Here is a 15,104-nt window from a genome sequence, read left to right on the forward strand (position 1 = left end):
ATTAAGTTTTACTGCCATTCAAGCGTTAAACCAACGCCCACTTCACCAATTGCTATTTCTTGATGAATCGCTGATTTCGCAAAAAAGGAAACACAATGACAAGGATAAAGTATTTCAATCTGGTTTTCTTTAAAGTAATTGATCGTTGCTTGTAACTGAGTATTTTCTTCAAAAAGATGAAATCCACCAATCACGCCAGCAATTTTAGTTTGACCGGTAACTTGTTTAGCGTACTCACAAATATTACAAATTCCGCTATGAGAGCAGCCAGTAATGATGTAAAGACCTGCTTTACCGGTAAAAACCAATGCCGAATCGTCAAAAACATAATCGGGCTGATAAGCTTCAGCAGCTTGATATTCCCCGACTTGTTGCCGCGGCTCAAAGTCAACCAATTGCGGAATTTCCCCAAGAAAGAGGATATTTTCAGAAAGTTGAACAGGAGCAGTGCTTAGTTGCAACTGATAATTATCTGCCAACTCAGCTAAAGAAAGTGGCGAGCCAATAGACCCTTCTACCGCTTGTTTTGGAAAAAAAGCTTGTGGATGAGCAACTAATTTAGGCTTAGTAGTTTTCAAATATTGATTGAAAAATGGTAAACCCCCAGTATGGTCATTATGACCATGAGAAAGGGCCAGTGTAGAAACTTGTGATAAATCAATTTTTAATTTTTCAGCATTTTCAATGAAGCAATTGCTATAACCAGTATCAAAAAGAATTTTTTCATCCCCGTCTTCAATCCAAAATGACAATGCCGGTTCGCCTAAATAATAATGGTCAATATAAACATTGTTATCAACTAAAACGGTTAATTTCATAGCGACTCCTTTAAAAATTTATTCTTCAATAAAATCAAGACAAGTCCGATTTGTTAAGAAGTTACCAATCATTTGACTTACCCGCTGATGTTCGGGATGAATTTGATAAGCAGCTAACGCTTCAATACTTGCAAATGAACTATATAAGGCAATTTCACAGTTGCTACTAGGCAAAGTTTCGGTGATAACTTCTAAAGAAAGGATACCCGGAACAATTTTAAGCAACGCTTCCAGTTCAGTTTTCATAAGATGAGCATTACGCGTTTTTTCGGTGGTGGTTAAATCTTTAGCAAAATTCCAAGTGACGATATGACGAATCATTAAAATCAACTCCCTAATTTTTGTGTTAGAGCCATTTTCTCATAGGGAAAGAAGTAAGACAAGTTGAAATTTTAAAGGAAAGAGCAAACTAGTTAAAAGCTGCTTTTAGTCCGTGGAAATATTTGCTATGATAGATGAAAGAGCAGCAAAAATTTCAGGGATAAAAGGATGAATAGATGAAAATTGAAGAGATTACTGCTAAGCAGATTTTGCAAAAATTTAATCACGGCAATATGTGGTTTGGCATTGATTATAATATGAATTTATATCGGGGCTGTAACCATGGTTGTATTTATTGCGATAGCCGTAGTAGCGTTTACGGAATTGAAGATTTTGACCGTGTCCGAGTTAAACAAGATGCCAATTTGCTGTTAAATCAAGAATTAACGACTAAACGGCGCAAAGGCATTGTTGGAATTGGTGCGATGTCTGATAGCTACAATCCTTTTGAAAAACGTTTAAAAGTAACTCAAAGAAGCTTAGAGTCATTGCGAGATTTAGGTTTTGGGGTAGCTTTAGCGACGAAAAGCGATTTAGTTGTGCGGGATAAAGAAATTTTGCGGGAAATTAGTCAACGTTCAGGCGGAATTATTAAATTATCAATCATTTCAAGCGACGATGAAATTTCTCGGAAAATCGAACCCCACGTAGCGGTTAGTTCAAAACGCTTTGCAGCGATTAAGGAATTAAGTCAAGCGGGCGTTTTTGCGGGTGTTTTACTGACGCCGACGCTGCCTTTTATCACAGATACTGAAAAAGAAGTTAAAAATATTGTAAGGATGGCTTATGAAAGCCAAGCGAAATTTGTTTATTCCATGTATGGCATGACTTTACGGGAAGGTCAGCGAGAATATTTTTACGAAAAATTAGCGGCTTTAAATCCTAGTTTAGTGAAAAAATATCAAGCTGTTTATGGAGATAACTATGTTTGTGAAACGCCGTATCGTCAAGAATATGAAGCTTTATTAAATGCTGAATGTCAACGCTATGGCTTGTTAACGAAGATGTCGGATATTATTTATGCTTATAAAGAAAAAGGCAGTGGGCAACAACTCAGCCTGTTTTAATTACGTAGAGAAGAGGTAGTGAAATGGCGATGTGGAATCCGTGGCGGGGCTGTCGGCGGGTCAGTGAAGGCTGTAAGTTCTGTTATGTTCATCAAGGAGACCAAAAACGTAAAATGAACACCAATGAAATTGTTAAATTGCCTCAGTTTGATGCGCCTGTCAAAAAAGTTAATGGAGTATATAAAATTCCCGCAGGTCGAAAAGTTTTTGTTTGTTTTTCCAGTGATTTCTTTATTGAAGAAGCCGATGATTGGCGGCCTGCTTGTTGGCAAATGATAAAAGAGCGGCAAGATTTACAGTTTATTTTTTTAACAAAGCGAATTGAGCGTTTCTATGAAGTGATTCCTGATGATTGGCAAACTGGTTATGAAAATGTGCAAATTGGCTGTTCAGTGGAAAATCAGCAGCAAGTTGAGCAACGCTTAGCATTTTTTCAAACCTTACCTATTAAGAAGAAAAGTGTGATTTGTCAGCCTTTAATTGAAGCGGTTCAACTGGAAGAATATTTACCAGGAATGGCAGAAGTTATTGTTGGCGGGGAATATCATAAAGCGGCGCGGCCCTTAGATTATCAGTGGGTGTTGGATATTAGAGAGCAATGTATCCGCCAAAATGTGAATTTTGATTTTCGTCAATGTGGAACTAATTTTATTAAAGATGAAAAAATCTATCATTTAACCTATAAACAGCTAACTGCCCAAGCTAAAAAAGCGGACATTAACTGGCGAGCTCATTGATTTTGCAGAATCAATGGGCTTTTTGTGTTAATAAACCGTTAGTTAGAAATATTGAAAAAGTTGCGGAAATTTTCAGAATCATTTGACAAATTATTAAAATAAGAATAAAATTTAATCATCAAATCTTAATTTAAAATCAGAAAAGGAAAGTCTTTTCTAATTTTGTTAGGAACTAAAAATTAGGAATAGGGGTTGTTTTATGTCAAACGCAACAGAAATGATTTCAGCAGTACAAAGTAAGCTACATGAGAAAGATGCAGACCAAACTGAATTTTTGCAAGCTATTGATGAATTATTGCCAACTCTAGCACCGTTTTTAGAGAAACATTCTGAATATGAAAATGTATTGAAAATGATTGTTGAACCTGAACGGGTGATTCAGTTCCGTGTTCCTTGGCAAGATGACGCCGGTGCTTGGCAAGTCAACCGTGGTTATCGCGTGCAGTTTAATTCGGCAATTGGTCCATATAAAGGTGGTTTACGTTTTCATCCAACTGTCAATTTAAGTATTTTGAAATTTTTAGGATTTGAACAAATTTTTAAAAATAGCCTAACTGGCCTACCAATTGGTGGTGGTAAGGGCGGTAGTGATTTCGATCCTAAAGGTAAATCAGATAGTGAAATCATGCGTTTTTGTCAAAGTTTTATGATGGAATTACATCGTCATATCGGTCCCTCACTAGATGTTCCTGCGGGAGATATTGGAGTTGGTGGACGTGAAATTGGTTATATGTATGGAATGTATCGCCGTTTACGAGAAGTTGATGCTGGCGTTTTAACCGGCAAAGGGCTTGATTTCGGTGGGAGTTTAGGTCGAACAGAAGCGACTGGTTATGGTTTGGTTTATTATGTGAAGCATTTGTTAGCTGATCAAGGCGATAGTTTTAAAGATAAAACCGTTTTTGTATCAGGTAGCGGTAATGTAGCGATTTATGCCATTCAAAAAGCCCAAGAGCTAGGGGCAAAAATTGTAACTTGTTCTGATTCAAGTGGCTACATTTATGATCCTGAAGGCATTGATTTACCGTTGTTGCAAGAAATTAAAGAAGTTAAGCGAGAACGTTTAACAGCTTATAAAGCACAACGACCAAGTGCAGAATATCATGAAGGAAGCGTTTGGGCTCATGCAGGAAGTTGCGATATTGCGCTACCTTGTGCTACCCAAAATGAAATTCAAGTAGCTCATGCTGAAAACTTAGTGAAGCATGGCGTGAAAATTGTTGCTGAAGGAGCTAATATGCCAACTGTTTTAGAAGCGGTTGAAGTATTAGCTGAAAACAAAGTCGTTTACTGTCCTGGTAAAGCAGCCAATGCGGGTGGTGTTGCGGTTTCTGCTTTAGAAATGAGCCAAAATAGTCAACGTTTAAGTTGGACTTTTGAAGAAGTTGATCAACGCTTAGATACGATTATGGCAAATATTTATCACACTTGTCGTCAAACCGCTACTGAATTTGGCAATGAAAATAATTTATTAATGGGTGCCAACATCGCTGGCTTTAAAAAAGTTGCCAAAGCGATGTTAGCGCAAGGTTTGGTTTAAAAAACAGCTTTTTAAGATAGAAAATTATTTTAAGCATCCAAGTAAAATGATTACTTGGATGCTTTTTTCTGGTTATTTAAAAATTAGAATTTTCTGAAAATTTAAAATTAACTGTTTACTTTTCCTTAAAAAAAGTGTTAAATAAGAATTATGAAAAATAATTATTGTTGTTAAGAAAATTATCTGAAAATGTGATAGTGTTTTTCATTTGAAAAGCTGATGAAGCTTACAATTTTTCAGCTAGATTAAAAGGAGGAGAAAAAATGAGCGGTGTACTTTTATTAGTTATCGCAATTATTTGTTTTATCGCAGCTTACTTTGTGTATTCGAAGTGGTTAGAAACGAAGTGGGGGATTGACCGCAATGCCAAAACCCCAGCTTATACTTATGAGGATGGCGTGGATTATGTACCGGAACCAGCTTCCGTGGTATTTTCCCATCAGTTTTCATCAATTACAGGTGCTGGACCGGTTACCGGACCGATTATCGCAGCTAAATTTGGCTGGCTGCCGGCCTTTTTATGGATTGTCGTTGGTGGTATTTTCTTCGGAGCAGCTCATGATTTTGGAGCGATGTATGCTTCCGTTAAAAATGAAGGAAAATCAATTGGTTTAATTATTGAGCGTTATATTGGTAAAACCGGCAAAAAATTATTTTTACTGTTTTCTTGGTTATTTTCACTATTAGTGATTGCTGCTTTTGGCGATATTGTAGCTAATACATTTAATGGTAAAACAGTTGGTGTCGCAGAATCGGTTAATACCGCCAATGCTTCAGCGGCATCAATTTCAATGATTTTCATTTTAACAGCGATGGTTTTAGGGATTTTAATGAAGAAATTCAAATTGAAAGGTTTAGCGATGCATGCTGTGGCGATTGTCTTGTTGTTAGGGACTTTAGCTTTAGGGATTGCTTTTCCGATTTTCACTGGCAAAGATACCTGGTTAATTATTGTTTTTGTTTACTTGTTTTTAGCTTCGGTAACGCCAATGTGGCTTTTGATGGCACCACGGGATTTTTTAAGCACGTATATGCTATTAGGGATGATTGTAACCGCGGTTGTCGGCTTGTTAATTAGTAACCCAACAATGGAGTTAAACGTGTTTAATGGCTTTGCTATTGAAAATGCGGCTACAGGTACGGTTGAATACTTGTTCCCAATTTTATTTATCACGATTGCTTGTGGGGCTGTTTCTGGATTCCATAGTTTAGTGTCATCAGGAACTTCTTCAAAACAGATTCGTAATGAAAAAGATATGCGCCCTGTTAGTTATGGTGCGATGATGGCAGAATGTGTGTTAGCAGTAGCGGCTTTAGTAGTAGCTGGTGCGGTTTCAAAAGGTGGCTATTTACCAGAAGGCACACCATTTCAAATTTTCTCTAGTTCTGTCGCTGGTTTCTTAACGAAGTTTGGTTTACCAACGAATATCGCGCAAGCCTTTATGACCATGTGTATTTCAGCATTGGCACTGACTTCATTGGATTCAGTTGCTCGTATCGGTCGGATGGCATTGCAAGAATTCTTTACTGAAGAAAAAGAAAGCCAAAATCCAATTGCCAAAGCATTAACTAATAAATATGTGGCAACCGTAGTAACTTTAATTTGTGGTTATGTTCTTTCAAAAGGTGGCTACAACAGTGTTTGGCCGTTATTTGGTTCAGCTAATCAGTTGTTAGCAGCGTTAGTGATGATTGCCATTGCCGTTTTCTTGAAAACAACTAAACGTAGTGGTGTAATGTTTTATATCCCAATGTACTTTATGTTAGCAGTAACTTTTACAGCATTATCAATGTCTGTTTATAAATCAGTTATTAAACTTTTCGGCGCAACAAGTTATACTGTTTTAATTCCGAAAGAAGCAGTTGTTGGTCAATTTGTTGTTTTATCTGATGGTTTACAGCTATTCTTTGCAATTGCTTTACTGGCGTTAGGCGTTTTAGTCGCGACGAAATGTTTAATGGAATTGCACACTAAAAAAGAAGTTAAAGGCACTGAAGAAAAAGTTGCTTAATAAAAAAAGTTTTAGCCCACTTCAAATTGGAAGTGGTGCTAAAACTTTTTTGTTGTAACGAAATTATACTTGAACAGTTGCAGCGACAATTGCTGCTGCAACTGTTGCTTCATGATAATCAATAATCGTTTTAATTGATTGGTAAGAGGTGTTGTCTTTATAAGTTTTGATTACTTTTTTAGCAGTTTTCATTTCTTCAGAGTTGAAATAGTTTTTCGCTAAACGACTACTAGTAAAAAGAGCTAATAAAATCAGTTCATCTTCTGCTATTTGTGAAGTAGTCAATGAATTTTTGATTTCTGCAACAAGCATTTCTTGTTGCGATGTTTCTGGTAAGACAATCGTTTTTTCTTTTCCTAATAAGCTTTGTTTAACATCAGAAGTAGCTAGATTATTTTCAACTAATGAAGCTTTCAAGGAAGCTACTAATTGATTGCCAGGTTTATTTGTAAGTGAAAAATTGAAAGAATTAGTTAATTGTTTTAGTTTTTTCTTTTTCAAATTTTTCAAAGTTTCAAAAAGTGGTGTTAAGAAAATCAGTGAATCATCAAGATTTTCTTTCAAGATAGTAAAAGAACTTTTATCAATGTCGATATGTTGGCTACTTTTTAAATCATAAAGGGCTGCCGCTAAAATATTTATTTGGGCAAGCTCTTTATCTAAAAAGTTTTTTCCGTTTGGTTTTAATGTAAGTAAAGTTATTTTTTGACTAAGTGCTAAGTTCATAAAGAACACTTCCTTTTCTTAATATAAATTTATTTGTTGAGTTCATTATATTGAACTTTTGCAAGAAAAAATACTTACAAAAAGGCTTAGTATCCTACAAAACTGTAAGGTTGTAAAAACTAGCGATTTATGAAGGTTTTTCAATAAAGTCTCATTGCTAAATATGATATAATTTGGTTATTAAGAGCGATGATTGGAGAAAATAATGTATAAAGAAATATTTACGGAGTTGAATTTATCAGTAGTTGAATTGCCTGTTGAAATGACTGAAGACAAGCCGCACTATACAGTCTATCTTCGTGAAATTCCGACTTTAACTGGTGAAGGTTTTTCACTGCAAGAAGCCTATCGCCAATTGGCTGAAAAGTATGCCGCTTATCGAGAAGCTCATAAACCAGAAAACACGGATGAAGTTGCAACTGATTTTACTTTAGCCGAACTGCTACGCTATTATGACGGCGAAACAATTGATGGTTTTTCTGATTATTTTTAGAAAAAAAGAAACATGCACAATAAAATTATAAAGAATGCGATAAAAGCTTTTTCTAAACTTTTATCGCATTCTTTATAATTTTCTGTTTTTCTTAACCATCAACAAGCCACAATTACCAATCAGAAAAAGACTACCTAAAAAAATTAAGGTACTTAATTTTTGCGTTAAAACCAAAGCAACTGGTAAAAAAGGTTGCAGCCAAGTTTGAGAGGTGGGCATATTCCACAAACCTCCCCCTAAAGTCATATTTAATAGCAACCAAGGAATAAAGAGGAAGCTAGCGATTTTTTGTCCGCCTAAATTAACAATGAACCAGCTGAGACTGAAAGTATAAAAAAGCAAAGCTAGTAGTAGCAATAATTGATTCACGCCATAATCGGCCTGTAAAAAGAAATTAGCGCCTAGTAAAAATAAGCTTAAAGCCGTTAACCACAAAATCAGTAAGCTAAAAACAGCTAATGCTTGGCATTTTACTAAATTTTTAAGGGAGTACATTTGTAATCGGCGATTTTCTAAGCTGGGAATAAAGCTAATTCCGTAAAGTACGACAACTAGGAAAAGCACACTACTAATGCTCAGCGGCAATTTTTGCTTGTTTAAAGAGCCATGAACTTGATCAACATAGTCAATGTTAATCAAGAGTTCAGGAGCAATTTGGCTTTTTTTAACAGTTAAAGCTTGTTTTTCAAGATTTTCAGAAAGTAGTTGTTCAGCTTTTAACTGAATCAAATTCGTGCTAATCAGCTCTTTAATAGCTGTGGCATCTTGAATGCCGGGAGCTAGTTGTAACTCAATGATTTTTTCTTTATCGGTAAGTAAATCTTCAGCAAATGTGGCTGGGATTATCAAGATTCCTTGAATATTTTCAGTTTTTAAGTCAGTTAAATCAAGGGTTTTGACTTGCTGAATGGTCACTTGATTTTTTTCTTGCAACTTGTTTATTAATTGTTGACTAGCTTTAGAGGGTTCTTGAACGTAAACCTCTAAAGCTGTCGGTGGTGTATTGCTGTTTAAAAATAATTGATTCATGTGACTGATTGCCAATTGGGCGGCAACGATAACTAAAATAATCAAAAAATGGAACCGTAGTTGTTTAAGATAAATTTTAAGGACTTGACTCATAAGCTCTTCCTCCAACTTTTAGTCGTTAAGTAGAAACAACCTAAAATAATTAGGACATAAGGCAGATAAGTCAGCCAGCTAAGGGCTTCACCAGTAATTGCCATTTCAGTTAAACTTTGGGTTAACCAAGCTGGATTTCCTACGGTAATTTGAAAATTTTGCGAGTAAGCGGGATAAATCAGCCCACCTAAAAATAATAAACTAAACAAAACGACAAAATTGACTAATAGTACATTGCTGACACTACTATTTTTTCCTAATAATGAAGTGATGGCAATTACAATAGTAAACAGTAAGAGCATTAAAAAGCCGGCTGCTAAAATCAAATAATTGAGCTGAATCGGCAGCGCTAATTGTTTAGCAAACCAAGCAATTAAAGCAATTACTGGAATTAATAAAGGTAGACAATTCAACAGCTTGCTTAACCAAATTTGTGGTAAAGAATAGCGATAAAGTAATAGTTTTCGGAAAACTTGTTGCTGTAATTGACGGGAAATCAAGATGCCATAATAACAGCTAATGATGCTACAACTTAAAAAAAGTAGTAAAGCAATCATTTGCAAATAATATTGGGGAATTTGTTCGCTTACTTGTAAAAAATTGCCGCGAGTTAAAGCTAATTGCACTAACTCCAAATCAAAATTTTGAGTTAATTGCTGGCGTTCTTTACGAGATAAGTCAGATTTCTTCAAAGTTTGATAATAAGTTAAAGAAGAACTTTGAAGCTTATTTAAAGAATCAACGGCAGCTGTTAATATTTGATGAGTAATACTACCAAATAAAGCGTTACTGCTATACATTTCAATGGTAGCTGTTTCTTGTTCAAAGAGAGCTTCTTCCAGATTTTCAGGAAAAGCTAAATAGAAATCAATTTTTTTATCAGCAACTAAAGTTAAGGCTTCTTCAGGTTCTAACAGTTCAATTTCGGCAATATGTTCATCTAGTTGGATAAAGCTTAACATTTGTTGAAAAACATCTGTATGGTTAGGAGAAGAAATCGCAATTTTCAAGTCGCTTAAAGTGGCGCCTCGTTGAAATAGATGAAGCGGGAGGGCAGCTACTAAAGTGCTTAAAAATAAACCGATAAAAACAATCAGCACTGGTATTTGGCGGAGATTATTTTTAAATTCGCCTTTTAATAAAGCTAAAAATCTCATAGGCTAAATTCCTCTAGTTCTGGAAAAGTTAGCATTTTTTCGCATAATCCTTCAAATTCTTCACGATTGTGACTAACAAAAAGTAAAGCTAAGCCATCTTGTTTTTTCTTTTTTAAAACTTTTTTTATATCAATCACGGTTTGTTCATCTAAAGCGTTGAAAGATTCATCCATTAATAAAATTTGTGGCTGGCAAATAAAAACGGCAGCTAAAGCTAATTTTCCCCGCATACCAGCACTGAGTTTGGCGACTTTTTTATTTAAAAATGGGGTGACGCCAAAAAGTTCGGCACACTCCGCCACAACCGTCGCAATCTCAGCTTTAGGAATTTGGGCGTAATTCGCTTCTAAAATTAAATTGTCTTTGCAAGACAGGTTGCTATAGAAGCCATCTTTTTGCATGGCATAACCTAAGGTACCATTAATTGTGATTTGAGCAGTTTTATCAGGTAAAATACCTGCCAAGATATCTAAAAGTGTTGACTTACCAATACCGTTAGGACCGAAAATAGCTAAGCCTTCACCGGCAGCCAATGAAATTTTTAATTCACATGGGAGCTGGGTTTGGCGAATTTGCTTGATGCCAGAAATTTCTATAATTGTTGTCATTTGTTATTTTCCTCGGTTAAAAAAAGCGGAACTAAATCATTCACTTAGTCCTTATCTTTTAAACTTTCGTGTATTTATTCTTTAATATCGTAGCATAGGGGAGCAGATTTGTTAAGATTGTTTAACGGAATTTTAAAGGAAGTTCGCTGATTAAAAGTCAAAAAACTAGAGTGATTTCTTAAGGCGTGTTATAATATAACCATCTTAAATAAAAGAAAACTATTGGGGGAATTATAAATGTCACAAGTGATTACTGATCAAGATTTTGCTGCAGAAACAGATGAAGGTTTAGTTTTAATTGATTTTTGGGCACCTTGGTGTGGACCTTGTCGGATGCAAGCACCGATTTTAGATCAATTAGCAGAAGAATATGATGAATCAGAATTAAAAATTGTTAAAATGGATATTGATGAAAATCCAGAAACACCTGCTAGTTTTGGTGTTATGAGTATTCCAACTTTGATGTTGAAAAAAGACGGTGCAATGGTGGAAAAAGTTGTCGGTGTTCATAATAAAGAACAGTTAAGAGAAATTGTAGCGAAATATTTATAAAAATATTGTAGCTAGATAAATAAAAACTGTATCCTGTAACTTTTAATTGCAGGATGCAGTTTTTTTGAGTTGCTTAGCTGAAAAAAGAACAAAAGCTAAAGATTTTATGAGAAGAAATCTTCGGGGCTTTTCTTATGCTATAATAATTTAGCAAAGAGATTGAGAGAAAGTGAGCTGCCTGTTGTGAACGAAAAGATTAAGCATAAATTAAGTCTGTTGCCTGATCAGCCAGGTTGTTATTTGATGAAGGACAAAAACGGCACGATTATTTATGTCGGTAAAGCCAAAATTTTAAAAAATCGAGTGCGTTCTTATTTTACTGGTAGTCATGATGCCAAAACGGAACGCTTAGTTAGTGAAATTGTCGATTTTGAATATATTGTGACTGAATCAAATATTGAAGCTTTACTTTTAGAAATTAATTTAATCAAAAAAAATGATCCGAAATATAATATTATGTTAAAGGATGATAAAACCTATCCTTTTATAAAAATAACTAATGAAGCCTATCCCCGTTTATTAATTACCCGAAAAGTTTTGAAAGATAAAGCTTGGTATTTTGGGCCTTATCCAGATGTCGGTGCGGCGAATGAAACGAAGCGCTTATTAGATCGTTTGTTTCCTTTAAGGAAGTGTAAAACTTTACCAAAAGAAGTTTGTTTATATTATCATATGGGGCAATGCTTGGCCCCCTGCGTTTTTCAAGTACCTAAGGACACCTATCCCCAAATGATTAATGAAATCAAACGCTTTTTAAATGGCGGTCATCAAGCGATTCAACAAGAGCTACAGCAAAAAATGCAAATAGCTGCTGAAAATATGGAGTTTGAAAAAGCGGCGGAGTACCGGGACCAGATTGCTGCCATTGATACAATTATGACTCGTCAAAAAATGACCAATGCTGATTTAGTGGATCGGGATATTTTTGGTTATGCAGTAGATAAAGGTTGGATGTGTGTGCAAGTTTTCTTTGTTAGACAAGGGAAGCTGATTGAACGAGATGTTTCGATTTTTCCTTTTTATGGGGAAGCCACTGATGATTTTTTAACCTATATCGGTCAGTTTTATCAAGAAAATGAACATTTTATCCCGAAAGAAGTTTTAATTCCCAATGATATTGATTTAGCTAGCGTGGAGGCTTTACTACAAACGAAAGTGATTCAACCTAAAATTGGTGAGAAGAAAAAACTAGTAGCTTTGGCAGCGAAAAATGCCAATGTTGCTCTACAAGAAAAATTTGATTTAATCGTTCGCAAGCAAGAGCGGACGATTGGCGCGGTAGAGCGTTTAGGTCAAGCTATGAATATCCCCACACCGATTAGGATTGAGGCTTTTGATAACTCTAATATTATGGGGACTAATCCTGTTTCTGCAATGGTGGTTTTCATTGACGGTCGGCCTGCTAAAAATGAATACCGCAAGTATAAAATCAAAACGGTCAAAGGTCCCGATGATTATGCTTCCATGCGGGAAGTTATTTATCGGCGTTATTCAAGGGTTTTGAAAGAAAATTTAGCGATGCCTGATTTGATTTTAATTGATGGTGGGAAAGGTCAAGTAGATGCAGCCAAAGAGGTTTTAGAAAATCAATTAGGCTTAGATTTACCGATTGCCGGTTTAGCTAAAAATGATCAACATAAAACTAGCGAGCTGTTATTTGGTGAAGATTTAGCAGTGATTGCCTTGGAACGTAATTCACAAGAATTTTTCTTACTACAACGCATTCAAGATGAAGTTCATCGCTTTGCTATCACTTTCCATCGCCAATTGCGCAGTAAAAATAGTTTTGCTTCAAAATTAGATGGCATTGAAGGTTTAGGGCCTAAAAGGAAAAAAATGTTGTTAAAAGAATTCAAATCTATGAAAAATATTATGGCAGCTACAGTGGAAACTTTGCAAGAGCATGGATTGCCGAAAAATGTTGCTGAAAATGTCTTTCAAGCTTTTCAAAATGAAGAAAAAAAAGACTAGGAAATTTAATTTCCTAGTCTTTTTTGTTAAATTGTTTTTGATAATAAGAAGTATTCATTATGAATCAAGACATTAATGGTGATGAATACTAAAATCAAAATCAGATAAACATATTTTTTCTTATCCGGTTGAATCAGAAAATCAATCATTTTTTCAAAGCCTAGAGTTAACATAATCATAAAGGGTGCGATAATCGCCATAATATAGCGCCCTTGTGGTTGATAATCAATTTTTAAAGCATAATACCAATGTAAGCCAAAAGTAATTAAACAACCTAAAGCGATTAAGCTAAAAGCCATGCGTTTACGACTTGTAACGATAGCATCTTTTGCTTTAGCAAAACGTCCTTGAACTAGTTGCACAATAAAAGCAACAATCCCTAAGCCGAAAATCCAGTAATAAAAAGTATAGTAAGCATCAGTTAGCTTAATACTCATGTAGCCAAATAAGCCGATAAAAGAATCCAAAGTATATTCTCTAAAGTGTGAATCTCCCAACATCGCCAAGAGGTTGCCAGATTCGTAAGGGTGTTGTAAAACATAGCCATCTTTCGTATCTAACCACTTCAAGTATTCTTCACGGAAAACCCGCATTCCGAAAATATCCTTGTACAATAGGTAGTTTCTAATTAAAAAGGGAAAAATAGCAATTGCTGATAAACAAAAGATTAGCGCAAAGTTTTTATAAAAAACTTTTTTGTCAGTAATTTTATGTTTCAAATTGAAAAAGTTAACAATTAGGAAAAATAACCCACCTACTAAAATAAAACCATAGGAGTTCATATAACCTAAGCCACAAATAATAAAGCCTAAAGATAAATAAATGCTATGCTTATAGCTCCAAGCTTCAAAACAAGTGTCAATCATTGCATAGACAATAATACTAGCACCGGCAGCAGCAATGACATCGTTGTTAACGTAACAAGATAAAAAAGTAAATTGTGGTAAAAAGCCTAAAAAGACCATGCCTAACAGACTTAAACCAAAATTGTTAGAAAGTTTATAAATGCTACGACCAGTAAAGAAGACTGTTATCCCACCAAATAAGACGCTTGTTAAACGTGCGGCCCATAGTAAAGTCTCCGGTGTGGAATGAAATAAGTTCATGACATGCATGAAAAAAGCACTAATAATAGCTCCTAACATTTGTGGATAAAAAGCATAGGACCAGTTGCCGATTACATAGATAGCTTCGGCATCATAACCACTTGGTAGGGATAAATGATTATAAATATACGAAGGAATCAAATAGCGCATCATTTCGTCAGGGGCTTTATTATAAGGAAGTTCACTTGCCCAAAAAGCAAACCAGCAACAAATCAATAAAACAAGGATGATTTGCGCTTTTAAAACAGAGCGATTCTCTTTTTGTGAATCGCGGCTTAAAGAAGCCGTTAAATTTTCTTTCATAATTTCCAAGCCTTTCATTTCTCTTAAACCATTCCCATTATACATATTGTTGAAAAATTTTAAAAGCTAAAAAGTAAAAAAGCCTACTAACACTCACAATTTAACGCAGCCAATGAAGAAATTGGGGGATTTTTAGGTTATTTTCTTGCAAAATGTTAGTTTATATTTTAATTTAGCTTTACTTCGTGTATAATTATATGAGTTATGAACAAAAGCAACAACAGTCAACCACTTAATTTGTCGATTATTGAGATTTTTTCAAAATTTAAATAGATAAAAGGAGGAATTACTTTGGCAGACGATAACAATCACCAACCAGAGGAAACCTTTAAAGATAAGATATTACGATCTTTACATGCGAATGATGATGAGATTTTTCGTAATTTTCAAGATAAATCTAACCAGACTGGTGAAAACACTGGCGATCAATCAGCAAATGCTGATTTGCCAACGCGTTCACAACGTTATGGTCATCAAGAGAACAGCAATAGCCAACGACCAGTGCATCAAGATTTTACTTATTTATCTGATGCTGAGCGTCGCCAAGCCTTTACTGAACCAGAACCAACTG

The 15,104-nt window shown here is 35.1% G+C and carries 14 protein-coding genes; 7 read left to right on the forward strand and 7 right to left on the reverse strand.

Going from position 1 to position 15,104, the window contains the following annotated elements; genetic code table 11:
* Window positions 1-8 precede the first annotated feature (8 nt).
* Together M2139_RS03525 and M2139_RS03530 are read right to left on the reverse strand one after the other, a co-directional pair.
* A complete protein-coding gene (locus M2139_RS03525; RefSeq protein ID WP_280737286.1) occupies window positions 9-818 on the reverse strand; it encodes an MBL fold metallo-hydrolase in 810 nt (269 codons plus the stop codon).
* Window positions 819-836: 18 nt separating this feature from the next.
* Window positions 837-1,139 carry a Dabb family protein gene (locus M2139_RS03530; protein WP_280737287.1) on the reverse strand — a complete coding sequence of 101 codons (303 nt, stop codon included), beginning with the start codon at window positions 1,137-1,139 and terminating at the stop codon, window positions 837-839.
* 176 nt (window positions 1,140-1,315) lie between these two features.
* On the opposite strand from M2139_RS03530, the gene M2139_RS03535 reads away from it, so the two are divergent.
* The 4 genes from M2139_RS03535 (at window position 1,316) to M2139_RS03550 (ending at window position 6,495) form a co-directional block, all read left to right on the forward strand.
* On the forward strand, window positions 1,316-2,206 hold the full coding sequence (locus M2139_RS03535; protein WP_280737288.1) for a radical SAM protein: 891 nt from the start codon (window positions 1,316-1,318) through the stop codon (window positions 2,204-2,206).
* 23 nt (window positions 2,207-2,229) lie between these two features.
* Window positions 2,230-2,943, forward strand: coding sequence for a DUF5131 family protein (locus M2139_RS03540; RefSeq protein ID WP_280737289.1), 714 nt, complete (start codon window positions 2,230-2,232; stop codon window positions 2,941-2,943).
* A 199-nt stretch (window positions 2,944-3,142) separates the two neighbouring features.
* Complete coding sequence (gdhA, locus tag M2139_RS03545; RefSeq protein ID WP_280737290.1) at window positions 3,143-4,483, forward strand: NADP-specific glutamate dehydrogenase; 1,341 nt, start codon at window positions 3,143-3,145, stop codon at window positions 4,481-4,483.
* Window positions 4,484-4,746: 263 nt separating this feature from the next.
* Window positions 4,747-6,495 (forward strand): carbon starvation protein A, encoded by a 1,749-nt coding sequence (locus M2139_RS03550; RefSeq protein WP_280737291.1) that lies wholly within the window; start codon window positions 4,747-4,749, stop codon window positions 6,493-6,495.
* 63 nt (window positions 6,496-6,558) lie between these two features.
* Here M2139_RS03550 and M2139_RS03555 read toward each other — a convergent pair whose 3' ends face one another.
* Window positions 6,559-7,221, reverse strand: coding sequence for a GPP34 family phosphoprotein (locus tag M2139_RS03555; RefSeq protein ID WP_280737292.1), 663 nt, complete (start codon window positions 7,219-7,221; stop codon window positions 6,559-6,561).
* Window positions 7,222-7,426: 205 nt separating this feature from the next.
* Between M2139_RS03555 and M2139_RS03560 the strand changes: the two genes are divergently transcribed.
* Window positions 7,427-7,714, forward strand: a complete 288-nt coding sequence (locus M2139_RS03560) for a hypothetical protein (protein WP_280737293.1) — start codon at window positions 7,427-7,429, stop codon at window positions 7,712-7,714.
* 72 nt (window positions 7,715-7,786) lie between these two features.
* Here M2139_RS03560 and M2139_RS03565 read toward each other — a convergent pair whose 3' ends face one another.
* The 3 genes from M2139_RS03565 to M2139_RS03575 are packed head-to-tail and all read right to left on the reverse strand — an operon-like array spanning window position 7,787 to window position 10,601.
* Window positions 7,787-8,836, reverse strand: coding sequence for a hypothetical protein (locus tag M2139_RS03565; RefSeq protein WP_280737294.1), 1,050 nt, complete (start codon window positions 8,834-8,836; stop codon window positions 7,787-7,789).
* Complete coding sequence (locus tag M2139_RS03570) at window positions 8,833-9,993, reverse strand: ABC transporter permease (RefSeq protein ID WP_280737295.1); 1,161 nt, start codon at window positions 9,991-9,993, stop codon at window positions 8,833-8,835. The genes M2139_RS03565 and M2139_RS03570 overlap by 4 nt, the downstream gene beginning before the upstream one ends.
* Window positions 9,990-10,601, reverse strand: a complete 612-nt coding sequence (locus tag M2139_RS03575; protein ID WP_280737296.1) for an ATP-binding cassette domain-containing protein — start codon at window positions 10,599-10,601, stop codon at window positions 9,990-9,992. The genes M2139_RS03570 and M2139_RS03575 overlap by 4 nt, the downstream gene beginning before the upstream one ends.
* Window positions 10,602-10,838: 237 nt before the next feature.
* Between M2139_RS03575 and trxA the strand changes: the two genes are divergently transcribed.
* Entirely contained in the window at window positions 10,839-11,153 is a 315-nt protein-coding gene (gene trxA, locus M2139_RS03580; RefSeq protein WP_280737297.1) for a thioredoxin, read from the forward strand.
* 183 nt (window positions 11,154-11,336) lie between these two features.
* The gene (gene uvrC / locus M2139_RS03585) at window positions 11,337-13,124 is read left to right on the forward strand and encodes an excinuclease ABC subunit UvrC (protein WP_280737298.1); all 1,788 of its coding nucleotides are present in this window, start codon (window positions 11,337-11,339) and stop codon (window positions 13,122-13,124) included.
* 26 nt (window positions 13,125-13,150) lie between these two features.
* Here the strand turns inward: uvrC and M2139_RS03590 are convergent, their stop codons facing one another.
* A complete protein-coding gene (locus tag M2139_RS03590; RefSeq protein WP_280737299.1) occupies window positions 13,151-14,542 on the reverse strand; it encodes a hypothetical protein in 1,392 nt (463 codons plus the stop codon).
* Window positions 14,543-15,104 lie beyond the last annotated feature (562 nt).

This window comes from Enterococcus sp. PF1-24, from assembly GCF_029893325.1.
Lineage (GTDB): Bacteria > Bacillota > Bacilli > Lactobacillales > Enterococcaceae > HY326.

Coding starts and splice junctions, on each gene's coding strand:
- M2139_RS03525 (WP_280737286.1), bottom strand. CDS start 818: ATGAAATTAACCGTTTTAGTTGATAACAATGTTTATATTGACCATTAT.
- M2139_RS03530 (WP_280737287.1), bottom strand. CDS start 1,139: ATGATTCGTCATATCGTCACTTGGAATTTTGCTAAAGATTTAACCACC.
- M2139_RS03535 (WP_280737288.1), top strand. CDS start 1,316: ATGAAAATTGAAGAGATTACTGCTAAGCAGATTTTGCAAAAATTTAAT.
- M2139_RS03540 (WP_280737289.1), top strand. CDS start 2,230: ATGGCGATGTGGAATCCGTGGCGGGGCTGTCGGCGGGTCAGTGAAGGC.
- gdhA (WP_280737290.1), top strand. CDS start 3,143: ATGTCAAACGCAACAGAAATGATTTCAGCAGTACAAAGTAAGCTACAT.
- M2139_RS03550 (WP_280737291.1), top strand. CDS start 4,747: ATGAGCGGTGTACTTTTATTAGTTATCGCAATTATTTGTTTTATCGCA.
- M2139_RS03555 (WP_280737292.1), bottom strand. CDS start 7,221: ATGAACTTAGCACTTAGTCAAAAAATAACTTTACTTACATTAAAACCA.
- M2139_RS03560 (WP_280737293.1), top strand. CDS start 7,427: ATGTATAAAGAAATATTTACGGAGTTGAATTTATCAGTAGTTGAATTG.
- M2139_RS03565 (WP_280737294.1), bottom strand. CDS start 8,836: ATGAGTCAAGTCCTTAAAATTTATCTTAAACAACTACGGTTCCATTTT.
- M2139_RS03570 (WP_280737295.1), bottom strand. CDS start 9,993: ATGAGATTTTTAGCTTTATTAAAAGGCGAATTTAAAAATAATCTCCGC.
- M2139_RS03575 (WP_280737296.1), bottom strand. CDS start 10,601: ATGACAACAATTATAGAAATTTCTGGCATCAAGCAAATTCGCCAAACC.
- trxA (WP_280737297.1), top strand. CDS start 10,839: ATGTCACAAGTGATTACTGATCAAGATTTTGCTGCAGAAACAGATGAA.